Origin of the sequence: Siphonobacter sp. SORGH_AS_0500 (assembly GCF_031453245.1) — a bacterium.
Classification (GTDB): Bacteria; Bacteroidota; Bacteroidia; order Cytophagales; family Spirosomataceae; genus Siphonobacter.
On sequence record NZ_JAVIYT010000001.1, the window covers coordinates 3,428,200 to 3,452,673 of the forward strand.

The following is a 24,474-nucleotide window of genomic DNA, read 5'->3' on the forward strand; positions in this document are numbered from 1 at the left end:
TTTAAAGGCATACTATGTTTCGAAAGCTAAGTTCACAGGCCCTGGAGCGAATGGCCTATCTGGAGAAACTCGACCAGCAGGATCGCACGGATGGCACGCCCCGTTCCAAACGTCTGCGGCAGATTAATCGGGCAACGGGCGAGTTTTTATCCATTCTGGCGGTAAACGCTCCGGCAGGAGAACTCATTGAAATAGGCACCAGTGCGGGCTATTCTACGCTTTGGCTGGCTCTGGCAGCCCGCGAACGCCAACAGAAAGTAAAGACCTTCGAGATTGATCCCGAAAAGATAGCTCTGGCTCAGGAAACCTTTCACCTCGCGGGACTAGAAGAATATATTGAGATTATTCCCGGCGACTTTCTGCAAAGCGGATTAGAGGTATCCTCGGTCTCGTTCTGTTTTTTAGATGCCGAAAAGGAATTGTATGAGCCCTGTTTCCAGCTCATCGCTACAACATTAGTCACCAATGGCTTACTGGTAGCCGACAACGCCATTGATCAATACGACGGCATTAAACCCATGATTGACGCGGCTTTGGCCGATGAACGTTTCGATTGCGTAACCGTTCCGATTGGTAATGGCGAATTTATTTGCCGCAGAACCTAGCTTTCACTCACCTCATTTCTTTGCCTGGCTTAATGTCCATTCTTCGCTCCGTCTCTACCTTACCCAAAGAAAGTTTGGCGTTAATCAAGCCTTTGGTCACTCAGCACCTGTATTGGCCCGGACGCATTTAAAATCAGGTTTATTTTCTGGGAAAAGGGGTGGTTCGGGCCAATCAGGGCAAAACCAGTTAGCCTTCTGTTTTTGCATAGAAGGAGAAATCATTCTTCCCTTTAACCGTTACACTTGTCGCAAACTGACTTAGTACACAAGATTATTACTATCCCATGTACCTCAAAAAAGTCAGATACTAGTAGCTTTGCTACTCATCCTCACCTTTTTACGCTATACATGAAAAAAACCATCTACAATCCGGCTTTAAAAGAGACAATCGTTTTCAATAAGACATCGATTGAAACCGACGGTGCGTACTCTGAGTTGGAAATCTCACTGGAACCTGGTGGGGGTAATCCTATGCACTATCATAAAGCTTATAGTGAATTATTTACGGCAGTGGACGGTGAGCTGGGCCTGGAACTTAAGGGTGGTAAGAAAGTAATGCTAAAGCCCGGCGAATCTTGTTTAGTTAAAATGGGCGAAAACCATCGCTTTTTTAATCAGAATGGCCAGCGAATTACCTTTACCAATAAGGTCGTCCCAGGTTCTACAGGTTTGGAGAATACGTTAAGGATTCTGTGTGGCCTAGCTGAAGACGGATTATACACCAAAGCCAATATTCCCAGTAATATTTACCATATGGGAATATGTGCCGTGATGAGTGACATGCGACTAACTGGTATAGCCGGTCTAGTAACCACACCACTAGTTAAAATACTGGCAAGACTCGGACGAAAAAAGGGATTAGAAGCTGATTTAGTTAGAAAATACTGTATCTAACCGACTCATTTCTGGCGACTGTTTTTCATTGCCACGCTGGTAAATGTCGATTGTGGGGCTGAAACCCGTTTCTCATGAATACTCGATGCTCTGGTCTGATAAGCCAGAGCATTTTTATTATTCGTTCGTTTCCGCTCATCACGGCTAAAATTGCCACACATCTATTCCTGTTACCTCTGTTCCGATTTTCGAAGTTAGCACCTTCAATAGCCCCTTAATTTTGAGGCATCAGTAAGGCACACCTGCCGGCTGTCTCCAACCCACGTACACTTAATCAACACGAGCTACTGAACACCCTTCTTTATGAAAAAATTACTACTCCTTTTTAGTTGTTGTCTGCTTATACAAACGGCTCAGGCTCAGTTTCCTATGGGCGGAGCTACTCCTCAGCGGAAAGCCCTTCCCGGAACAGCCGACGATAATACACCCAAAGGCAATTCGAAAATCACTGGTTTTGTGGTGGATTCTTCGGTCACGAAAGCCGTAGAGTTTGCGAACATTGCCTTGTATAACAAAGCTACCAACAAGCCCGTTGATGGTACCGTTGCAGATGATAAAGGCAAATTTACCCTTAGTCGCGTGGCCGTGGGCGAATATAAAATCCTGGTCACTTTCATTGGGTATGAAAACAAAACCATTGATAACATTAAAGTCGAAAAAGGTCAGGACATTGATCTGGGCGTAATTAAGGTTAATTCAAAAACCAAAACGCTGGACGAAGTAACCGTAACCGGACAGAAGGATTTAATCGAAGAGAAGGTGGATCGTCTGGTTTACAATGCTGAAAAAGACATCATGGCTAAAGGAGGCGATGCTTCTGACGTGCTGCGTAAAGTTCCGATGCTATCCGTCGATTTGCAGGGGAACCTTTCCTTACGTGGGAATCAGAATGTGCGGGTTTTAATTAATAATAAACCCAGTACAATCGTAGCCAGCAGCGTTGCGGATGCTTTGAAACAAATTCCAGCCGATATGATTAAAACGGTTGAAGTGATTACCTCTCCCTCCGCCAAATACGATGCCGAAGGTTCCGGCGGGATTATCAACATCATCACCAAGAAGAACAGCCTTCAGGGCTTAAACCTGACAATAGATTCAGGCGTAGGAAACCGGGGTTCGAACTTGTCACTGAACGGAAATTATCGCAAAGGTAAAATGGGTATTACCCTCGGCGGTTTCGGTCGGGCCAACTACAATGTAAAGCTGAAAGGCTTCACCGATCAGACTAATTTTGAATCAAACGGCTCAACTACTCGTACCTATCAGGATTTTTCAGGTGTAAACTCGGGCCTTTTCGGGAATTATAACCTGGGTTTTGATTATGATCTTGCTCAGAATCAGTCGATCACTGCCGGGGTTCGGTACGGTGCCCGGAACATGCTCAATGCTCTGGATTACAAAACGGATTCGTATATCAATAATCTTATTAATTCAACGGTTTATCGGGATGTTGATACTAAAAACCTTTCTGGAACGGTTGACGTAAACGTAGATTACCTTCATACGTACAAAAAACCACAGCAGGAATGGAGCGTTTCCACACAATACAGCCGGAATGATTTAACCAACGATTTCATCTCTAATGATCGTACTGGCACAAATGAGCTCTTGTTTCGGCAGAAAAATATTAACCACAACCTGAATCAGGAATTTACCATTCAGACGGATTACCAGACACCAATCAAGAAAAATCAGATGATTGAATTTGGTGGCAAAGGCATCATGCGGACGGTAAACAGTGATTATCAGTATTTATTTGGTAATGGGAATAATCCCCTTACTCAGAGCCCCAAGCAACCTTCTGGAGCCCTGGATTACAACCAGAACGTAGTCGGAGCCTATACCTCTTACACACTTACCACCAAAAACAAGTACACCATCAAGGCCGGTACTCGTTACGAATACACCACTATTGAAGCCAGCACGCGTGAAGGAGGTAACATTGAGATTCCTAATTACGGAAACCTGGTCCCCAGTGTAAACATCTCGAAAAACATCAAGGGAGCTACCTGGAAAGTGGGATATAACCGTCGTCTGCAACGTCCCGGAATTCAGCAATTGAACCCCAACATTAACGCGGCTAACCCCCAGAACATCATGATCGGGGATCCTTCGCTTCGTCCTGAACTGACGGATAACGCAGAGTTAGGTTATAGCAAGAACTTCAAGAAATTTTATCTGAATGCAGCCTTCTTTGGACGGATTACCAATGGAACCATCACTCAGGTAGTCCAAGCGAATGATACGCTGGCCGGTGGCGTGCTGACCACCTACCAGAACATTGGTAGCGAGCGGGCCGTGGGCACGAACCTCTTCGGTAACCTTGCCATTACCTCTAAATGGAACATTGGTATTTTCTCAAATATCATTTACAATAGCCTGCGTGGGATGGCTCCTATTAGCGGCGGTAAATCTGAATTCGTTGAGAATTCCGGTCTAAACATTGGGGGTGGATTTAATTCCCAGATTCAGTTTAAAAACGGCTGGGGAGCTCAGGGTTTTGCCTTTATTCAGGGTTCTCAGGTACAGTTACAGGGTCGCCGGGGCGGATTTGCCTTCTACTCGGCGGGTGTGAAGAAAGACTTTAAAAATAAGAAAGGGAGCATTGGTCTGGCTGGAGAAAACTTCCTTACCAAAAGCTTTAACATTCATACCAACCTTTCCAATTCCCAGTTTACCCAGGTGTCTGACATCCACCTCTTTATGCGGGGTGTTCGCCTAACGTTCTCCTATAAAATTGGCAAAATGACGGCTCAGGCTCCGCGTAAGAAAGGTAAATCGGTTAACAACGATGACGTGAAGAGCGGTGGTGACGGCATGCAGGGCGGTGCTCCGGCAGGAGGTAGCACAGCCCCCGGCGGGCGACCCCGGTAGGGATTGAATCTCCAGTGAAGCGGGACTGTTTACGTAGATAAACAGTCCCGCTTGAATTATCATCTAATGGATCTGGTTCGAAGTACTGCATTAAAAAGCATTTAAAAAGTACTTGCAATTATTAAAAACTGTTTAATAATCTTAAATCAGTGAAAATATTACCTGAAAAACTACTAATTTTTTGCCGCAGGCTATATTTTACACATTTTTTTTTCGATATACGTACTTTGTATTGAAAAACTCTAAAGAATCCGATTACCTTTGTTGACTCCTGACGTACAGGAGATTTTTGTTTTATTTATTTTTTTGTTCACAATGCAAACAGGCACTGTAAAATTTTTCAACGAAACGAAAGGTTTTGGCTTTATTCTTGATGACGCTTCCGGGCAAGATATTTTCGTGCACGCGACGGGTCTGAGTTCAGCTACCATTCGTCAGGATGACCGTGTGTCTTTCGATACAATCGAAGGCAAACGTGGCTTGAACGCCGTTAACGTTAAGAAAATCTAATTTTTCTGAGCGTGCTCAGGAAAAGCCCTGCTTCCGTACGGAAGCAGGGCTTTTCTTTTGTCGCATATGGCACCGTTTTTTAAAGGTTATAGCTACACTATGCTATAAACCATGAAAACTCCATTAATAAATCTCTTCGCACTAGTCAGCCTGATCTGGATTGGATCAGCCTGTTCTTCGGTCAACGTTGATAAAAGTAGAAAAGCGGACTTTAGTCGTTACAGAACCTTTGCTTGGATGGACTCTGACGTACAGGCAGGAAAAAACCCCGCTTATTACAATGAAATTGCCACTCAGAATCTGGAAGCCGCAGTCGTTAATACGCTTAATGAAAAAGGGTATAAAGAAAATACACGCAACCCGGATATGCTGATTGGCTATCACTTTTTCGTTGAACAGCGGGAACGCACCGTCTCAGATCCCAGTCCGATGTACGGCCCTTACATGGGTTGGGGACGTTGGGGCTGGCAAGGTTGGGGCCCTGCCTGGTATGGCTGGGGCGGCGGTCCCCGCTACCGTCAGGAAAAATACGACGCAGGAACGGTAGTGGTGGATATTGTAGATGCCAAAACTCAAAAATTAGTCTGGCGGGGTTCCGTTGAAAAAGCTGTTGATAACCCTACTCAAATCTCCCGGCAGTTGGAGCGGGAAGTGAGCAGAATTATTGATAAGGTGCCTGAAGAAAAATCAGGAGAATAGAATGCAATAATGAATCAGGTGGCGGATTATAAACCGTCACCTGATTTGTTAATATACCTTAAGTCATTAATTGCTGTACAATTTTCTCGGAAAACCTTAGTTTTACGAAAGAATTGTTTTTCCAATGATCTATAAACTCACTGCATTTATACTGATTTTTTTCGGGCTTAGTCTAAATTTTAAAGGTTTAGCTCAGGATCGCTACATTACGGGTATTGCCCTAAGCGATTCGACCAATAAGCCTATCAACCTAGCTTCGGTACGGAACATGCGGACGCAGGATGTAACCCGCACGAATAAATCAGGTACGTTCCTGGTTATGGCCCGGCCCGGTGATAACCTTCGCATTACCTGTAATGGCTGTGACGATGCTACGATTACCGTTGATTCCACGCACGATGATTTTACGGTTCGGGTAAAGCAATATGTCTTTCAGGGCGATGGTACTACGCTGAATGAAGTGCGGGTAACAGCTAAGTCGGAGGCCGAAATTAAATACGAGATCGAAAAAGCTCTGAAAGAGCCCCTTGCCAAAAAGAACATGAGTACGGATCAGATGTTGGGTATGGCCACCTCCCCCATTTCCCTGCTCTATGAATTATTCAGCAAAGAAGCCAAAACTAAACGTAAACTAGCCGTTTACCAGCAACAGGACCGCAAACACAAACTGGCTGAATTCAAGTATAACGAACAGGTAGTAAATCAGATTACTAAACTGGAAGGCGAAGATCTGAAGGAATTCATGCGTTTATTTCCCATTGACGATGACTTTGTATTGCAGTCTTCTGAATACGACATTATTCAGGTAATCAAGGCCAATTTTTCCAAGTACAAAGCCCGCCTGGGGCAAAAGTAGTCATTCCCACGTTCTCTCATTTCGATTCAGGCATTCTGCATGTACCTTTGCAAGATGAGGTACATGATTTCGTTTGCGTATAATGGGTCTACGTTCAATGGCTGGCAAAAACAGCCTAATGCTGTTTCTGTACAGGAAGCCCTTGAAAAATCGCTCTCCATTTTACTAAAAAGTCCGGTAAATCTAATCGGCTCTGGCCGCACGGATACGGGAGTTCACGCCGAACAACAATACGCTCATTTTGACTGGCCGGAACCCATTACGGAAGATCTGGAATTCATTGCCTTTAAGTCTAACCGCATGACACCTGCAGGCATTGTCATCTACCGCATTTTCCCGATTCGGCAGGATGTTCATGCCCGGTTTACTGCAACTTCCCGCAAATACGAGTATCGAATTTCGAGAGTAAAAAACCCCTTCCGCCCTTTTATGGTTTATCCCTTTAGCTTTCCGTTAAATGTGGAAGCCATGAATCAGGCCGCTCAGTTCTTGTTGAATCACAGCGATTTTCAGAGCTTTAGTTTGGTTAATACCCAGGTAAAAACCTTTCGCTGCGACATTACTGAAGCCCGCTGGGAAGAACGTGGTCACGAGTTAATCTTTCACGTGCGAGCAGATCGTTTTCTTCGGGGAATGGTAAGAGCTCTGGTGGGAACGCTCATGGATGTAGGCCGAGGACGGATTTCCGTTGAAGATGTAAATGAAATTATACTAGCCAAAGATCGTAAACGAGCCGGGCGGGCCGTTCCGCCGGATGGATTATTTCTGGTTGAAGTCACCTACCCTATTAATGCCTTCGATCCACCCACAGAAACCGTAGCTATTGAGCTATAAACGATGAAAATCCAGGTAGCTATTCTTGCAGCAGGAAATTCAAGCCGGCTTGGACGACCCAAACAATTGGTACAATGGCAGGGAAAACCTCTGATCCGGTACGTCACGGAAGAAGCCTTAGCTATTTCGAATCCGAACGTTACCCTTGAGCATTGCGTTGTCGTTGGAGCGTATGCTGGAGCCGTTGCTGAAGCCCTCCATTCCCTACCTTTGCAGATTCTGATTAATCCTGACTGGTCGGAAGGAATGGCTTCTTCCGTACGTGTAGCCACCCAATATGCCATTCAACAGCAGGCCGATGCTATTCTTTTTGCCTTAACGGATCAGCCTTTTATGAATACCTCCTTACTAGAGCAATTTATTCTCACTTATTTAGAAGTAAACGATTCCAGCTGCGTAGTAGTTTCTGACTATGGTTCCGACTGGGGCGTTCCTTTACTCATTGGTGCTGCTTACTTTGAGTCATTACTACAGTTAAAAGGTGATTCGGGAGTTAAACGATATGTAAAACAAAGGCAGTTGGCAGTAAAAAAAGTAACTTTTTTAAGAGGACTTATTGATATTGATACTGAACATGACCTGATGCATTTGCAAGAAAGGCAATGAGTTTGTAAATTTGTGAATTCACTGGAAATGAGCTCTATTTATTAGATTAGTTATTGGGAGTTAACACTCCGTTTAAAATTGAGTACTTATACCTGCACATCTAGATTTATTAAGATATCCTACCCCAAGTATAACTTGCCTTTTTAAAGGAATTATTTCTATTGAATAAATTATAAGTAACTATAAAACATAATTTATCAAATGGCCAACGATCCATTAGCTCTTACAAGAATTGGAGTTTTTTATGACGGAAACTACTTTTTACACGTCAGCAATTATTACAACTATTTTCATACCCGTAAAAGTCGCATAAGCGTTTCAGGCTTACATAATTTTATAAGAAATCAGGTTGCGGACGAATTAAGCTCTGATATACGTTTTTGCCAGATTGTTGACTCTCATTATTTCCGAGGCCGTTTGAATGCACAGGAAGCCAGTCAGCGGGGAAATATGCTTTTCTACGACCGGGTTTTTGACGATTTACTCATGGCTGAAGGCGTTACGACGCATTACCTTCCCATTCGTAGCTCCTTTGGCAATCGTTACGAAAAAGGAATTGATGTCTGGCTGGCTCTGGAAGCTTACGAGAAAGCCTTATCCAAACGATTTGATGTTATTGTCCTGATTGCTTCAGATGGCGATTACGTGCCTCTGGTTCGCAAATTAAACTCGCTGGCAACCAAAGTAATGGTTTTAAGCTGGGACTTCGAATACACTACGGAAGACGGTCAGAAAATGGTAACGCGTACGTCTCAGGACTTACTGGACGAGGTTACTTTCCACGCCGATATGGAGAAAATCATTGAAGATCGCGTTCGTCGCAATGATCCATTGATTAACAATATGTTCGTAGTGCCTCCAACGCCTCCCCAGAACAACTCTTCACGTCCAGAACGTACCAATACGGAAGCGGAAGGTGCTGAAGATAGTCTGGCTGAGCATACGGGCGAGTTAATGACCAGCACGATCTACTCGCTTAAAAATGGATACGGCTTTATTAAATATCCACCCAATAACCTGTTCTTCCATTACACCAGCCTGGTGGATACTGATTTCAATGAGCTTCAGGAAGGAGATGAGGTAGAATTCGTTCTGTCCTTAAATGACCGTGGCGATTATATTGCCAAGAACGTTCGTTTGTTATGGGATGAAGAGGGTGCTTCCACTGAAGTGGTTGCAACTCCTGAAACGGTAACCGAAGGCGAAGAAGATTCCCTGAAACTGGAATTTTAATAGCTTGTAACATACGTATAAAGAAGCCCGGTTCATCAGTGATGAACCGGGCTTCTTTATTACGTATGTATTGGATCGTTTTTAGCGGCTGCGGTTGTCAGTTGATAGAGTACCAGTCAACGTTTTACAACCGTAAAAATATACTATCAAATAATTATGAGGGTTTAAACAATTCGTTTGACAATATCTTCAACCGAAATGCCTTCAGCTTCAGCCTTGAAATTTCGGACGATCCGGTGGCGTAATACGGCCAGGGCAACGGCTTTTACATCTTCAATATCCGGTGAAAATTTTCCGCTAAATAAGGCATTACACTTGGCCGCCAGGATCAGGTTCTGCGAGGCTCTGGGCCCTGCTCCCCACTCCAGAAACTCATTGGCTTCTTTGGAGGCCAGCTCCGTGCGGGGACGCGTTTTGTGAACCAGACGAACGGCGTAATCTACCACATTGTCCGCGATGGGGACGCGACGAACCAATTGCTGGAAGTACAGAATTTCTTCCCCCGTTACCTGATGCTTCACTTCGTAACGTATATCCGAGGTCGTCGCTTTTACAATCGCTAGTTCAGCTTCAAATTTGGGATAATCCAACTGGATCATAAACATGAAACGATCAAGCTGGGCTTCGGGTAAGGGATAGGTTCCTTCCTGTTCAATCGGGTTTTGGGTAGCCAGTACAAAGAAAGGCTTGCTTAGGCCATACTTCTGCCCCGCAATGGTAACCGCATACTCCTGCATGGATTCCAGCAGAGCCGACTGCGTTTTAGGAGGCGTCCGGTTGATCTCATCCGCCAGAATAATGTTTGAGAAAATGGGACCTTTGATGAATCGGAAGTTGCGGTCATTATCCAACGTTTCTGATCCCGTAATATCCGAAGGCATTAAGTCCGGCGTAAACTGAATCCGGTTAAAATCCAGATCCAGAGCGTTTGCCATGGTTTGAATCAGTAAGGTTTTAGCCAGTCCGGGCACGCCCACTAATAAGCAATGACCCTGACAGAAAATTGCCGTTAGTAACAACTTTACTACATCGTCCTGCCCTATGACTACTTTGGTAATTTCAGCATGTAATTTCTGGTAAGCTTCATTCAGGGCTTTTACACCCTCTACATCGGAAGAATACGCCATAAATAAAATAGGGTTAGGGACCAGTTATTTGATTTTAATAAACGAAAAAGGGTTTGAATCTATTTGAAAAGATAAGTAATGCAAGATTTTCATCATTACAAACTTTTACCTCTTCAAATGCATTCAAACCCTTTCCTCCGGCTTATTCCGAACAGATGCTGTTACTGTTGCCCGTAGGCCGCCACAACATCGCTACATTCGGTTTTCAGCTCTTCATCACGTACCTGGATGAACACTTCAGCTTTTGTCTTTTTAAACCACTTTTCAACAGCATTGTTTCGTTTCCGGCTCAAGGCAATTTTTTGCAGCTTCTGGTAGTCTTCCTCCAGGTTCGCGTAATGGGGCGGATATTTTGCTTTGTAATAAATAATCCGAACACCTACTTTACCATCGCCGGAACGGTAAGGCAAAATTGTTGAATACGTACCTACCTGCATTGAATCCAGCGTAAAGTAAAGGCTGTGGTCCATCGTTTCATCCAAAGCCAGACGCGTACTCCGCGTTTCCGGATCCTGAATCCAGCCTCCTACATCAGCAGTAGCTTTATCTTCAGAAAACTCTTTGGCAGCTTTCTCAAAAGTAATTTTATTATCTACTAAAAGCGTACGAACCGAATCCAGGTATTTCGTTGCTTTCGTTACATCCAGACGATTATAGTCAGGACGCAGCAGAATGTGACGAGCCGTATAGACTTCGCCTTTCATGTCTTCCAGTTTGATTAAGTGAACGCCGTATTCTGTTTCAACGGGATCAGAATATTCACCGGGTTTGAGGCGATAAACGGCTCCTTCAAACTCCGATACCATGGTACCCCGTTTCACGTTTTGATACAAACCACCGCTTTGGGCACTACCCAAATCTTCGGAATACGTTATGGCTAACTGGGCAAAGTCCTCGCCTGCTAAAGCCCGTTTTTTATATTCCAGCAAGCGTTGCTTCAAAGCATCGGTTTCTTCCTTGGTTACTTCTGCCAATCGAATGATGTGGCCTACCTGCACTTCCGAAGGGAAATAAGGAAGACTGTCTTTGGGAATGGAATTAAAGAACTTCCGTACTTCATTAGGCGTAATCTTTACGTCACTCGTGATTTTCCGCTGCATTTCCTGCACCAGCAGATTATTTCTCACGTCCGAGCGAAGTTCCGCTTTCAGTTGCTCTATGCTTTTGCCAAATTGTTCGACAATGTTTTTCTGCGAACCGTACATCTGAATCATCTGATCCATCCGGCCTTCGAGTTCGCCGTCCACCTGACGATCCTCTACCGTTACGGAGTCAATCTCTGCTTTTGCTAACATTACCTTATTGATAATCAAGCTATTCAGACATTGACACTTCGAAGGAGGATTTTTCTGATTTTCGTTCTGGTACTGGTAATACATCTGATCTAAATCAGAGCGGAGAATATAGTGGTTATCCACTTTGCTGATCACACCGTCAATGACCTTACCCTTCGTGGCCTGAGCAAAGCCCAGCACTGGCAAAAACAGGAGTAACAGCCCGAATAATTTCTTCATTTTTAATTAAGTAGGTAATATAGTTAGAAAACGGGTGTCTATTGGATTGATGCTAAATACTAACGTTACGTTGCATGCTTTCCTAACGTTGCAGTTTCTTTTTAATTACTTAAGCTTTTTCAGCTCGTTTTCATTCACCTGAACCGGAAATTGTTTTCTCAGAGACTCTACCCAGTTTTTTTCCAGGTATTGCTGGTAATCATTAATTACCTGTCCACGGGCTTCTCCCAGAGTTTTGGTTCGGGCCATGTCCACGTTCGTTACATCAATGACTACAAAACGTCCGCTTTTTTCAAGGGTTTGCTTACCCGTTTTCCAGGTAATCCCATCAATGAATTTATTATCTCCTTTCTGAAAATACCCATCTTCCAGCGTTAAAGTATTGGCTTTCGCTACGTTGAACTGACGAACCACGTCCTGTTTCGAAGTAGTCGTTAAACTAAAGCTTACCCGACGATTTTTGTCGCGATTGGTGGTTGAAACAGGCTTAAATTTACTTTCATCAACTTCAACAATGCGGGTAGCTGAAATATTGCCGCGTTTGGTCAACTCGTTCACCACGCTTCGTAAACGACCGGCTGAGCAGGAATCAGCCTCCCCAGCATCCGCATGTCCACTAATGGCAATTTGATACGCTGGGTTTTTACTTAAAATCACGATCAGGTCGAAAAGCTTCTCCCGCTGGGCCTCCGTTAATTTGGTCTGTCCTTTAGGAAACGTCAGGTCTTCAATTTTCCGGTTAATCACATAAGGGCTTTTAGCCAGAGCCTTTAACGCCTGATCCAGCACCGGACGTGTGGAAGCACTTAACACCGAAGCCCGGACGCGAGGACTTAATTGATATTTATTCCGATTTTGTTCAAAAAACTGACGCTGTCCGGTTGTATCCGTCAGGGATTTCCCCTGCACGTTTTCTTCCAGCATCTGAAACAACAACATGCCGTCGTGGTATTCCTGAACCAGATCTTTAAAATCTTGATTTTTAGCTTCCAGATGATCCTCTTCGTAGGCCAGATTTTTCTCTTCTACGTAAGCATTATAAAGCGTTTTCAGCAGGGCTTGAGGGTTCGCTCCGGGTTGAGGTTTCTGATTTCGCTGAGCATAATCGAAGAAATCACTTACCCGATACATGTCAGATCCAATGCGGAAAAGTAACTGCCCGTTGAGATTCTGATCATTCGTAGCCTGCCATTTTCCGTCTGCCAGCAAAGGCGTAGCTTTTTCCAGAGCGGCAGCCAATGCCGTTTTATTCTCCTCAAATTTATTCTCCTGCTTAATGCGGCGAAGTACTGCTGACTTGCTCACATTCGAACGCTCGTCTGACTGCACTTTCGTTCGTAAGTACCCTACCATTTCTTCGTAATCAAGTAGCGGAATCCGCTTTACCAGCTTTAATATATGCCAGCCATAAGGCGTCTGAAATGGGGCCGAATACGCTCCTTCTTTCTTTAAAGCAAACGCGGCTTCTTCAAATGGAGGTAACATTTTACCCGTTCCAAAGGGCTGCATTACTCCTCCAGCATTTTTCGTGCTGGCATCTTCCGAAAACTGTTTCACTACGGCATCAAACGGAACGCCGCGTTGCAGTTCGCCGTAAGCTTCCTCAATTTTTGTCTTGGCCGTCATTTTATCCGCATCCGTAGCATGCCCCGGTACGCGAACAAACAGATGAGCTACCTGAATATTTCCCTGACTACTCCGACGGTCATTCACCCGAATTAGGTGGTAACCGAACTTGGTGCGGACAGGCATCGAGATTTCACCTTTCTTGGTAGTATAAGCAGCCGTTTCAAAGGGATAAACCATTTGCAAACCCGTAAACCAGCCTAAGGTTCCACCATTTTTAGCGGCGTAAGGATCTTTGGAAAACTGTTTGGCTAATTCTTCGAAAGGTTCTCCCTTGTTGATCCGATCACGGATAGAAAGAGCCTGGTTGTAAATGCGTAAGGTGTCTTCGGGTGAAGCATTAGGGGCTACTTCCAGCAGGATATGCGACGCATTGACTTCTTCTTTCAGCCTTTCGTACGCTTCTCTTACCAAAGCCTCCGTTACTTTTTTATCCGTAATAAAGGACTGAGCCGACACTTTGCGATAGCCAGCTAATTCTTCTTTAAAGTCAGCGGTGGTATCAATTCCCCGACTTTCGCCCGCCAGTACCTTGAGTTTATAATTAATAAAAAGGGGAAGATATTCTCGAATTCCGGCGGATTCGGTTAGGCTGTCAGCTCCGACCGGGTTTTTCTTGTAATGATACATGAATTCACTCACCGTAACCTTTTTAGGGCCGATGGTAATCAAAACTGGATCATTGGATTGTTGAGCGAAAGCAGTAAAATCCTGAAAGCAAAAAACCAAAGCGATCCACCGAAGTGATTTATACATACCTGAGCAATTGGGGTTCATCCGAGCATAACCGAATTTCGGGCCAAATTATTGCTCAAAGATAGCGAAACTCCGCGTAGTGACCTATTTTTCTAAGTTAGGGAGGGGCCAGCCCCATCGGTAAAACCCTAGCGTGATTGCCGGGAAATCTGAAAATTCAACTGATATTCATAGCTGTCAAAGCGAGTATCAGCACTGAATTTCAGCGGAATAGTTTGCGTAGCTGTCATTTTCGCTACCTCTTCGTAGGTATACGTTCGGCTGAAAGACCCTAACAAATCGTCGGGATCAATTCGGTTGGAATTATTTAATACCAATCCCGCCGCCTGAAGCGATAACAGAAAATAACCCACCGGATTGGTCAGTTCGGTTACCTGTAATAAACTCGCTGCCGCTCCGGCGTAACCCGTATATTTTCGAATATCGGTAACCAGTTTCTGAGCTTTGCTGTAATCGTCAATTTCCATTAATACGACAGTGGCTACTACCCGACTCTTCGGCGGCACTTCAATGCTTAAACCCGGAAAAGCCGTAAACTGATCGCCTTTTTTAGTTCGCTGTACACCCCAAGCACCATTTTGGGTATTGATGAGATGGTTATTTTCATCGAGTACGCTCAGGGTATACGCCAACATGAGTTCATCCTGACGGGTAATTTTCTCCTGAATGGTAACTGCTTTCAAGGAAGTCGGCTGAAACTTCACCGCAACTGGTGAGCGTCGGCTCTGGTTTTTGCAGGCCGTCAGGCTTATCAGGAAAAACAGGAAATAAATAGGTCGGGACAACACAGGGTAAGTAGCTATTAGTTTTTAGAATGATAGTTAACGTTTTAAAAACTAACTATGTATGCTTAAATAATGATAAGAACTTTGTTAAACCTCTTCAATGATAGACTGACCCGAGGAAGCATCGCCGGAAGTCCACTGCCAGGTTTCGTGCAAACGGATTTTTCCATTGTTCATAACTTCAGGCACGGAGTGACACTTTCCGGCTCGCAATTCACCCGTTTCGCTCAGATGATGATACACCATGTCAATGGCTCCTTCTTCAGTTACCTTCCCAATAATCGAACCACGAATGACGGAACCACCCGCATAATCGGCCCATACCTCTCCATTTTGCTGGTAATAGTTAAAAATGGTTTCATTATTTACTTCCCCATTTTCAGTATTAACGGCTGTTCGGAAACGCCGTCCGTTGTAGTTAATCATAGGTTTTTAAAGTTTTGGTAATAAGTTAGGCTGGCATTCTTTCAGCATTCTCTATCCATAAGGCAGTGCTTTACATAGCAGAGGCAAGAAATGCCAGCGAAAAGCTGGCATCGGTGTACTAGCTTTTCGCTGGCGTTTATTCGGTATCGTCTAAACCAAAGGTTCCTGCTGGCTTAGACAGTGGAAGCTTCCCTGCCCCCAAATGATTTCATTAGCCAACAAAGGAATCACTTTCTGCGTCGGAAATGCCTTTTCCAGAATATCAATCGCCATTTGATCATTAGGGTTATCAAACACCGGAACGATCACCCCTGCATTACAAATCAGGAAGTTGGCGTAACTGCCGGGCGTACGAAAATCATTGATATAAACGGGCTTGGGCATCGGTAACTCAATGATATTTAATTGTTTACCATTCAACAGACGCATTTCTTTAAGCATTTGAAGGTTCGTATTTAACACTTCAAAGTTCTCATCATTCCGATCTGCTTCCACGCAAGCCACAACGGTATCTTCATTTACGAAACGAGTAGTATCATCAATGTGTCCGTCCGTATCATCACCGACGATGCCATCTTCTACCCATAATACCTGCTCCATGCCGTAATAATCGCACAGGTATTGCTCGATCTGGCCCTGAGTTAAATGGGGATTACGGTTAGGATTGAGTAAACAGGATTTGGAAGTCAATACCGTTCCCGCTCCGTTGAATTCAACCGATCCCCCCTCCATAATCACTCCCGGTGATACGTAAGGCAAATCCAGATAGGCTGCAATTTTAACAGGCAGAGCATCATCATCCGAATACGGTGGATACTTACCACCCCAGGCGTTATAGCCCCAGTTTACAATCTGGCGTTGTTTGGTTTCGGGGTTAATCAGAAAAGCTGGACCGTGGTCGCGGCACCAGGCATCGTTGGTAGGATTAATCAGAAATTCAATCTGATTGAGATCAACGCCTGCCTCGGTTAACCAGCCGATAATTTGCATTTTAAGGGCTTCGCTATTGGCATTAATGCAAATTTTTTCGCCCTGAGAAATAGCTTTAATAAATTGAATGTACTGCGGACGCATACCGGCAAGTTTGTCTCCCTGCCAGGAGTGGTCGTTATGCGGGAAAGTCAGCCAGGTAGCCCGGTGCGGGTGCCACTCAGCAGGAAAGAAAAAACCTTGTTCTTTGGGTGTCATCAGTGTTACGATTGCTGTGGGAAGTTTGGTTGCAGCCCGGTATCAGAATCAGGCGGCAAAGATACGGGAGTTTGCAGTTATCGGTTTAGCGTTTTGAGTTAACCTCACTCCAAATTCAATTTTCAGGCTTAAACCTGGTTTTAATGAAAGCTTCTTACCAATCTCTCCGTATTTTTGCGGCATGATGAACGGTTCGGGTGATACGGCTTTTTTACAGCAACTCTTTTCGCAGGAGCAGCTTTTTCTGGTTTCTTCAGATATTTCAGTTCAGGAAACTACGCAGGAAGAAGTTAGTTCGGTAGAAGAGGTGACACCTACGGTACCTTTTGTTGAGGAAATCATCGAAAAACCGGCAGTAGCCGAAACTCCGGCACCCGCAGTAGTAACGCCCCCTGTGGTTACTCTACCTGAACCAGTTACCCCACCTGTCAAGCCTGCTGAACCTAAGCCGATTCAACTTAGCCATCAGGTTTTACTATTGACAGAGAACCCTTCCTTGCAGGATTTAGACTTGCTCCAGAATATCCTTAAATCGGTCAATCTTTCACTGGATACCATTGACTTACTGGATCTTGCTCAGGTTTCCGTTTCAGAACATCAGAATCTTTTAAGTGGGAAAATGGTGCACCATGTATTAACCTTTGGCGTTCCCCTGAAGAAGATTGGTTTGCAGATTTTCCTGATGCCCTATCAGGTTCGAAATGTACAGGATATCAATTTCGTGATGGTCGATCACCTGAAAGACTTCCATGAAGATAAAGCCAAGAAAAAGGCTTTGTGGATGGTTCTGAAACAGTTATTTGGCGTTTAAGTCTGCCTTCTGCTCTTTTGCATTTCTAAGTTTTTTCGAACCTTACTCAACGGGAAAGGCGTTTTTTTCGTTTATATATCTAGTGTCACCGCTGTTCCATTAATCCTGCTTCATTTTCTACGAAACAATTCTACATTCTTCTGTGCTAATCATTGCCTTTTCCCTACCCCGTAACCGGATTGGATGGAAGAATCGATTGACCCATTTAAAACGTAGAAATCATGACACAACCACCCCTGAACAACCCCGATGATTCGCAAAATCAGGATTTTCATCGTGGCTATAGCAGTGGCTTAGAGCGAGTAAACCCGGATGCTTATGCAGATTTTGTAACCAATACCGTGAATGCGGATCGGTTACAAAACCAGATTGTTTCTTACCAACAGGAACTACGCGAAGTTGACAGCGAAATCCGGCAAACGCGTCAGGATCAACAGCAAGCTTTTGCTTCCCTCCAGCAGCATCTGGTAAAAATTGACGGAATTAACAAAGAAGTTGAAAGGCAAAGTAAACGTATTGCGGAAACCGAGCAGGACATTACTTCACTGGAAGAACGCTATCAGAAAGCCGCTCCCAAGTATTCGCTATTTGCTGGGATTCTGTATTTTGTCGCTGGTGTTTCATTCGTGGCGGGGGATTTAATTATCTCGCACGAAATTGTTGCCTACGCCCTCAACATTCGTAACCAGACCGAAGCCTGGTTTTTTGCCATTGGTCTGGCGATGGTCTCGGTCTTATTAAAGCCCGTTTACGACCGTCTGATTGAGGGGCCTTATTTACAGAATCAGGAGAAAAGTCAGAAGTTGTACGCAGCTTTCAAAATTACATTGGCTGTCTTTTCTGTGCTTACCTTATTCATTCTGGGTTGGTTCCGTTACGAAGCGTACCGAACCGACAAAATGAAACAAGCTATTACTCAGAACATCAAGAACCTTCAGATTCAGCAGGCCGACCCTAACTCTGCTTCTGCCATTTTACAGGTAGAAAAACAGATGCAGCAGGTCGATGTACTGAATCAGGGCTTAGTCACGAGTCCGTTTGCATTGGCATCGTTCGTACTTTCGGGGGTGTTATTTGCGGTGGCAGGGGCCGTTTGCCTCGGGGTTTCTTTCCCCATCCTTCAGGGATTCTGGTTCCGATGGTTACAGGCCGGACCGCGACTGAAGCGGTTACGCAAACTTCGTCTCCAGAAATTAGGTGAATTAGCCACTATTGAAAACGGTCTTGCGGAGCATTTAATTCAGAAAGGAACCCTGGAAAACAAACTCCATTACCTCACTCCCATTACTGAACTAAACGACCGCCGCCAGGAATTGCGAGATCACATTCGTAGGTTGGAAGAAGATCAGAAAAATGCGGAAATCGGTCGCCGGGTGGCTTCGTTTAAAGATGGACTGGCGAAAGGCACTTCTAGTCGGGAGCATACGGAACCTGAAAAAGTTGAGCCTAAATTTATAGAACAGGGGCACGTATTACCCTCTTCCATTGACCGCCAAACCAGTGTAAATGGCGGTGGAATGAACGGTCATCATTAACTTGATTACTCATTTGTTCAATACAGGAAAAGGCCAGCAATTGCTGGCCTTTTCCTGTATCAATACTAGGTACTGTTATTTGCTAATCGTGTGGCTGCCTTGTTCGTAAGGGGTACCGAAACGATAGTTTGCTGCCTTGTACAATTCCTCTTCGGGCAGGGTCTTGAAGTATTCGTAGGTGCGTTTCAGCCCTTCTTCGCGACTGATCTGAGGCTCCCAACCCAAAATCTGCTGAGCACGGGTAATGTCCGGACGACGCTGCTTGGGATCATCCTGCGGCAGAGGCTTGAGAATCAACTGTTGTTTCGTTCCGGTTAGTTTGATGATTTCTTCACCGAATTGCTTGATCGTGATTTCGCCGGGGTTACCAATGTTCACGGGTTCGGCATAATCGCTCATGAGCAATCGGTAAATGCCTTCGATGAGATCATCTACGTAACAGAAAGAACGCGTTTGCGAACCATCACCGAATACCGTTAAATCTTCGCCACGCAGAGCCTGACCAATGAAAGCAGGTAATACACGACCGTCGTTTAGACGCATTCGGGGACCGTAGGTATTAAAGATGCGAACAATGCGAGTCTCTACGCCGTGGTAACGGTGGTAGGCCATCGTGATCGCTTCCTGAAAACGTTTTGCTTCATCATACACCCCACGAGGACCAATAGGGTTTACGTGACCCCAGTAATCTTCCGTTTGCGGGTGAACTAGCGGATCGCCGTACACTTCCGAAGTGGATGCCACCAGAATCCGGGCTCCTTTGGCTTTAGCCAAACCCAGACAGTTATGCGTGCCGAGTGATCCTACTTTCAAGGTCTGGATCGGAATCTTGAGGTAGTCAATTGGACTAGCTGGACTGGCAAAGTGCAGGATGTAATCCAGTTCACCCGAAACATCAATGTAGTTGGATACATCGTGGTGAATAAATTCGAATTGGGGCAACGAACGGAGGTGTTCAATATTTTTGAGATCACCCGTGACCAGATTGTCCATCCCGATAACGTAGTACCCTTCTTTAATGAAGCGATCACTTAAGTGAGAGCCCAAAAAACCGGCGGCTCCGGTGATTAACACACGTTTCATAAGTTTCTAAAAGAAAAGAATTGAAGCGGAAAGATACTGGGTTCTTTCCGCTTCTAGGTAGGTATTAATTAATTTTCTGACGACCAATGGAGAAGTAAGTATAGCCTCTCTCTTTCATGTCTTCGAGTTCATAGACGTTACGTCCATCGAAGATCACCTTGTTCTTCAACCTCGCTTCGAGCTTCTCAAAATCCGGCGTTCTAAACTGAGGCCACTCCGTCATAATCATCAACGCATCGGCATCCACCACCGCCGAATAGGCATCTTTGGTGAAGGTCACCTTCGAGCCCAGATCCGCTAGATTCGCTACGTTCTCCATCGCCTCGGGATCATACGCCTTCACGTGAGCCCCCGCCGCCAGCAGTTCTCGAATGTTATACAAGGCCGGAGCTTCCCGGATGTCGTCGGTGTAGGGTTTGAAGGCCAATCCCCATACGGCAATCGTCTTGCCCTTGACGTCTCCGCCAAAGTACTCCAGCACCGAGGGCAACAACCGCGTCTTCTGCTCTTCGTTGACTTTCATCACCGAATCCAGAATCTGGAAGTCGTAGTCGTGCTCGCTACTCGTCTTGGAAAGAGCCTGCACGTCTTTGGGGAAGCACGAGCCTCCGTAGCCAATCCCGGCAAACAAAAAGCGTTTGCCAATCCGGCTGTCGGTACCAATGCCCCGGCGAATGTCATCGACATTGGCTCCCACTTTCTCGCAGAGGTTGGCAATCTCGTTCATGAAGGTAATCTTGACCGCTAAAAAGGCATTGGCGGCGTACTTGGTCATCTCCGCTGAACGCTCGTCCATGAAGATAATGGGGTTGCCCTGACGCACCAGCGGGGCATACAGCCGGTTCATAGACGCTTTGGCTTTCTCCGAAGTCGTTCCAATCACCACGCGGTCGGGCTTCATGAAGTCTTCCACGGCTACGCCTTCGCGAAGGAATTCAGGGTTAGAGATCACATCGAACTCCACGCTAGCTTTTTCAGCGATAGCGGCTCTTACTTTCTCAGCCGTTCCCACGGGAACGGTCGATTTGTCGATGATGACGGTATATTGTTTGAGCAAAGGGCCCAGGTCTTTGGCTACGCCCAGGATATACTTAAGATCGGCCGAGCCGTCTTCGCCGGGAGGCGTGGGTAGAGCCAGAAAGATCACTTCGGCTCCTTCAATGCCTTCGGCTAACGAAGTCGTGAAGGAGAGGCGGCCTTCAGCGGTGTTACGTAAGAATAACTCTTCCAGACCGGGTTCGTAGATGGGGATGATCCCACTTTTCATCTTCTCGACTTTGCGGGCATCGATGTCCACGCAAACTACCTGGTTTCCTGTTTCGGCAAAGCACGTGCCCGTGACTAATCCCACGTATCCGGTCCCTACTACGGCTAATTTCATACTATTGACAGTGTGTTGAAATAGTTATAATGATATTGACTTGACGGAATAATATCTATAAAAAATAAGACTCACAAAAATATATTTTTTCAGATAAAGCCTAAGACTACACTGGAAAATTGACTATACGGTTACTGGAATGTTTATTTTTTTATATTCATTATGTAAATTATTAAAAATCAATCTTAATCTCTTTGCTCATGTATACGTCATTTTTACTAAACTGACATAAATCAAGAATTGTTTAGGGGGTTATCCCTTTGAATTGCTGATTTTCAGTAGCGTCATTTCTGTTGTCTGCACGTTTTATATTCTGTTCCTGCACCCTAAACTTAACTAGCTCATTCCTAGTTATTAACCCGTAAAATCATCCCACAAAACAGGAAAAACAGGTTTAGGGTTTTATCTTGCTCAAAAAATTGCCTGTCTCGTGACGAACGAAGAAATAGTTGAAATTTTCGAACTGACTACTAAGCTACTGGAGCTTCACGGTGAAAACGAGTTTAAAATTCGTAACTACCAGAATGCCGCTTTTAATCTCGATAAAACTAACGTTGACCTGCTTACTGCCCCCATCGAAGAGCTTTCGATGATTCCCGGGGTAGTGAAAAGTATGGCTGCGAAAATCGATGAAATCCGTACGACGGGTTCTTTAAAAGATCTCAATGATTTATTAGCTAACACGCCCGAAGGTATTCTGGACATGTTCAGAATCAAGGGAATTGGACCGAAGAAAATTCGTACCATCTGGAAAGAGCTGGGCATTACTGATACGCAGCAGCTATTATTGGCTTGTGAGAACGGAGATATTGCCAAACTGAAGGGTTTCGGCGAAAAGACGCAGGAAACGATTCATACGAATCTGCTCTTCCTACAATCCAATTCCTCTAAACTTCGCATGGACGCGGCTCTGGTTTTAGCTGAAGTATTGTTTGATGCTTTAGAGAAAAAGTATAAAGTTGAAATTACCGGAGAGGTCCGCCGCAAGCTGGAAATTGTTGAGCTGATTCAACTGGTGGTTTCCGCAGAAAAACCAGCAGAAGTGCAGTCGTTTCTGAATACGCTGGAGTTTCTTACGCCCGATGAGAAGGCCTCTACCCCGTTCATCTGGCGAGGCCGTTTTCTGGACCGGACGATTCCGGTAGAAGTGCGAATCGTTAAACCTCAGCAATTTGTTAATCAGGTTTTTGTGCACTCCTCGGATGAAAAACATTTGATTAAACCCGTTGGCACGACTACACTTCTAAAAACGGCCTTGCTGGAACCTCATGATTCCGAAGAAGCGATTTATACGAAACTAGGCATGCCCTATCTATCGCCGGAGTTACGCAATGGCGAGCTGGAATTTGACCCTGCTTTTCAAAGCAAAAACCTCATCACCTGGGATGCCCTGAAAGGTACCGTTCACAACCACTCAACCTGGTCGGATGGAAAACATACCTTAGAGCAAATGGCTCGGGCGGCGGCGGAGTTAGGCTTGCAGTACTTAGGCATTGCCGATCACTCCAAGTCGGCAACGTATGCCAATGGGTTGAACGAGGAGCGGGTTTATGAGCAACATCAGCAGGTGGATGATCTGAACGCCCAGTTCCAGAAAGAAGGACTGAATTTCACCATTTTTAAAGGCATTGAATCCGATATTCTGGGAGATGGTTCGTTGGATTACTCGTCGGAAGTGCTGAAGACCTTCGATTTTGTGGTGGCATCGGTTCACTCCAATCTGAAAATGACGGAAGAACGGGCCATGCAGCGGCTCATTACCGCCATCGAAAACCCATATACCACTATTATCGGACACCCAACGGGTCGGTTGTTACTTTCTCGCCCCGGTTACCCCGTTGATCACAAAAAGTTAATAGACGCATGTGCGGCGAATGGTGTTATTTTGGAACTCAATGCGAGTCCTTACCGACTGGACGTGGATTGGCGGTGGATTCCTTATGCTCTGGAAAAAGGCGTGTTAGTATCCATTAACCCTGATGCTCACCACATTGACGGCTATATGGACATGCATTATGGTGTGGCCGTAGCCCGCAAAGGTGGACTAACGCAGGAAATGACCTTTAATGCTTTAGAAAAAGAAGAAGTCCAGACGTATTTCACGAAACGCAAAATCGGATAAATCAGCACGGAAAACCGGAACCAAAATCAGTACTATACGTTATTTCTGAAGCGGTCGTACAGGGCAAACCAGATCGTCCAACCCAGCTATAACGATTGAATCTGTTAAAGAAAAATGAATAAAAAAGTAAATGTAGGCCTGGTGCAGATGACTAACTCTGCCGATGTGGAGGCCAATATTCAGAAGGCCGAAGCTGGCATTCGCGAAGCTGCTTCCAAAGGTGCTCAGATCGTATGTTTGCAGGAGCTTTTTACTTCGCTGTATTTTTGTGACGTTGAAGATCACCACAATTTCTCGCTGGCAGAAGCCATTCCAGGTCCAACCACCGACCGTATGAGCAAGCTGGCTGCTGAACTGGGCGTAGTTATTGTCGCATCTCTGTTTGAAAAACGGGCCGCTGGTTTATACCATAACACAACCGCTGTTTTAGATGCGGATGGTACCTATCTGGGCAAATACCGTAAAATGCATATTCCCGATGATCCGGGTTATTACGAGAAGTTTTACTTCACCCCCGGCGATTTAGGTTATAAAGTTTTTGATACCAAATTTGCTAAAATCGGCGTGCTCATCTGCTGGGATCAATGGTATCCCGAAGCATCCCGCATTACGGCTCTGATGGGTGCAGATATCCTGTTTTACCCCACCGCTATTGGCTGGGATGTAAACGAAACCGACCCTCAGGTTAATAAAGAGCAATACGAAGCCTGGCAAACCATTCAGCGGAGTCACGCGGTGGCGAACGGTGTTTACGTAGTCGCAGTGAACCGCGTGGGCCGAGAAGCGGATCAGGAATTCTGGGGCGGTAGCTTTGTTGCCAAACCCCACGGAGGTTTATTATACCTCGCTCCACACGATCAGGAAACCGTTCACGTACAGGAACTTGACCTGGAAGTGGCTGATCGGATTCGAACGACGTGGCCCTATTTCCGCGACCGGCGAATTGATTCGTATCAGCCCATTACCAAACGATTCATCGACGAATAACTTGTTAGAGGCGGAATGATGG

At 45.2% G+C, this 24,474-nt stretch carries 22 protein-coding genes; 13 read left to right on the forward strand and 9 right to left on the reverse strand.

All coding sequences use genetic code 11. The features are described 5' to 3' along the window. Positions 1–14 precede the first annotated feature (14 nt). Entirely contained in the window at positions 15–605 is a 591-nt protein-coding gene (locus tag QE357_RS14750) for an O-methyltransferase (RefSeq protein WP_106635714.1), read from the forward strand. Positions 606–953: 348 nt separating this feature from the next. Then, positions 954–1,499: a cupin domain-containing protein gene (locus QE357_RS14755; RefSeq protein WP_309708894.1), complete on the forward strand. Its 546-nt coding sequence runs from the start codon at positions 954–956 to the stop codon at positions 1,497–1,499. A 5-nt stretch (positions 1,500–1,504) separates the two neighbouring features. Here QE357_RS14755 and QE357_RS14760 read toward each other — a convergent pair whose 3' ends face one another. After that, complete coding sequence (locus tag QE357_RS14760; protein ID WP_307140760.1) at positions 1,505–1,660, reverse strand: hypothetical protein; 156 nt, start codon at positions 1,658–1,660, stop codon at positions 1,505–1,507. Positions 1,661–1,802: 142 nt separating this feature from the next. On the opposite strand from QE357_RS14760, the gene QE357_RS14765 reads away from it, so the two are divergent. The 7 genes from QE357_RS14765 (at position 1,803) to QE357_RS14795 (ending at position 9,111) form a co-directional block, all read left to right on the forward strand. Beyond that, a complete protein-coding gene (locus tag QE357_RS14765) occupies positions 1,803–4,373 on the forward strand; it encodes a TonB-dependent receptor domain-containing protein (RefSeq protein WP_309708897.1) in 2,571 nt (856 codons plus the stop codon). Positions 4,374–4,688: 315 nt separating this feature from the next. Then, complete coding sequence (locus QE357_RS14770) at positions 4,689–4,883, forward strand: cold-shock protein (RefSeq protein ID WP_106635940.1); 195 nt, start codon at positions 4,689–4,691, stop codon at positions 4,881–4,883. Positions 4,884–4,994: 111 nt separating this feature from the next. Continuing rightward, positions 4,995–5,582, forward strand: a complete 588-nt coding sequence (locus QE357_RS14775; RefSeq protein WP_309708900.1) for a DUF4136 domain-containing protein — start codon at positions 4,995–4,997, stop codon at positions 5,580–5,582. Between the two features lie 124 nt (positions 5,583–5,706). Further along, the gene (locus tag QE357_RS14780) at positions 5,707–6,438 is read left to right on the forward strand and encodes a hypothetical protein (protein WP_106635710.1); all 732 of its coding nucleotides are present in this window, start codon (positions 5,707–5,709) and stop codon (positions 6,436–6,438) included. A 54-nt stretch (positions 6,439–6,492) separates the two neighbouring features. Then, complete coding sequence (truA, locus tag QE357_RS14785; protein WP_309708903.1) at positions 6,493–7,272, forward strand: tRNA pseudouridine(38-40) synthase TruA; 780 nt, start codon at positions 6,493–6,495, stop codon at positions 7,270–7,272. A gap of 3 nt (positions 7,273–7,275) precedes the next feature. After that, positions 7,276–7,878 carry a nucleotidyltransferase family protein gene (locus QE357_RS14790; RefSeq protein WP_309708906.1) on the forward strand — a complete coding sequence of 201 codons (603 nt, stop codon included), beginning with the start codon at positions 7,276–7,278 and terminating at the stop codon, positions 7,876–7,878. Between the two features lie 201 nt (positions 7,879–8,079). Beyond that, a complete protein-coding gene (locus QE357_RS14795) occupies positions 8,080–9,111 on the forward strand; it encodes an NYN domain-containing protein (RefSeq protein WP_106635707.1) in 1,032 nt (343 codons plus the stop codon). Positions 9,112–9,275: 164 nt separating this feature from the next. Here the strand turns inward: QE357_RS14795 and QE357_RS14800 are convergent, their stop codons facing one another. The 6 genes from QE357_RS14800 to QE357_RS14825 all read right to left on the reverse strand — a co-directional run bounded on the left by QE357_RS14800 (position 9,276) and on the right by QE357_RS14825 (position 16,533). Then, complete coding sequence (locus QE357_RS14800) at positions 9,276–10,238, reverse strand: MoxR family ATPase (protein ID WP_106635706.1); 963 nt, start codon at positions 10,236–10,238, stop codon at positions 9,276–9,278. 161 nt (positions 10,239–10,399) lie between these two features. Next, positions 10,400–11,752, reverse strand: coding sequence for a peptidylprolyl isomerase (locus QE357_RS14805; RefSeq protein ID WP_106635705.1), 1,353 nt, complete (start codon positions 11,750–11,752; stop codon positions 10,400–10,402). Positions 11,753–11,857: 105 nt separating this feature from the next. Continuing rightward, entirely contained in the window at positions 11,858–14,134 is a 2,277-nt protein-coding gene (locus QE357_RS14810) for a peptidylprolyl isomerase (protein ID WP_309708914.1), read from the reverse strand. Positions 14,135–14,262: 128 nt separating this feature from the next. Next, positions 14,263–14,922 carry a hypothetical protein gene (locus tag QE357_RS14815; protein WP_309708916.1) on the reverse strand — a complete coding sequence of 220 codons (660 nt, stop codon included), beginning with the start codon at positions 14,920–14,922 and terminating at the stop codon, positions 14,263–14,265. An 84-nt stretch (positions 14,923–15,006) separates the two neighbouring features. Next, entirely contained in the window at positions 15,007–15,345 is a 339-nt protein-coding gene (locus QE357_RS14820) for a n-acetylglutamate synthase (protein WP_106635701.1), read from the reverse strand. A gap of 150 nt (positions 15,346–15,495) precedes the next feature. Beyond that, positions 15,496–16,533: an agmatine deiminase family protein gene (locus QE357_RS14825; protein ID WP_309708921.1), complete on the reverse strand. Its 1,038-nt coding sequence runs from the start codon at positions 16,531–16,533 to the stop codon at positions 15,496–15,498. Positions 16,534–16,714: 181 nt separating this feature from the next. On the opposite strand from QE357_RS14825, the gene QE357_RS14830 reads away from it, so the two are divergent. Together QE357_RS14830 and QE357_RS14835 are read left to right on the forward strand one after the other, a co-directional pair. Continuing rightward, positions 16,715–17,344, forward strand: a complete 630-nt coding sequence (locus tag QE357_RS14830; protein ID WP_309708924.1) for a DNA polymerase III subunit psi — start codon at positions 16,715–16,717, stop codon at positions 17,342–17,344. 221 nt (positions 17,345–17,565) lie between these two features. Next, positions 17,566–18,879 (forward strand): hypothetical protein, encoded by a 1,314-nt coding sequence (locus QE357_RS14835; RefSeq protein WP_309708927.1) that lies wholly within the window; start codon positions 17,566–17,568, stop codon positions 18,877–18,879. 75 nt (positions 18,880–18,954) lie between these two features. Here QE357_RS14835 and QE357_RS14840 read toward each other — a convergent pair whose 3' ends face one another. Together QE357_RS14840 and QE357_RS14845 are read right to left on the reverse strand one after the other, a co-directional pair. Beyond that, positions 18,955–19,962, reverse strand: coding sequence for a UDP-glucuronic acid decarboxylase family protein (locus tag QE357_RS14840; protein WP_106635697.1), 1,008 nt, complete (start codon positions 19,960–19,962; stop codon positions 18,955–18,957). Between the two features lie 64 nt (positions 19,963–20,026). After that, positions 20,027–21,343, reverse strand: a complete 1,317-nt coding sequence (locus QE357_RS14845) for a UDP-glucose/GDP-mannose dehydrogenase family protein (RefSeq protein ID WP_106635696.1) — start codon at positions 21,341–21,343, stop codon at positions 20,027–20,029. Between the two features lie 430 nt (positions 21,344–21,773). Between QE357_RS14845 and polX the strand changes: the two genes are divergently transcribed. Then, entirely contained in the window at positions 21,774–23,465 is a 1,692-nt protein-coding gene (gene polX / locus QE357_RS14850) for a DNA polymerase/3'-5' exonuclease PolX (RefSeq protein WP_309708934.1), read from the forward strand. Positions 23,466–23,579: 114 nt separating this feature from the next. After that, the gene (locus tag QE357_RS14855; RefSeq protein ID WP_309708936.1) at positions 23,580–24,452 is read left to right on the forward strand and encodes a carbon-nitrogen hydrolase; all 873 of its coding nucleotides are present in this window, start codon (positions 23,580–23,582) and stop codon (positions 24,450–24,452) included. Positions 24,453–24,474 lie beyond the last annotated feature (22 nt).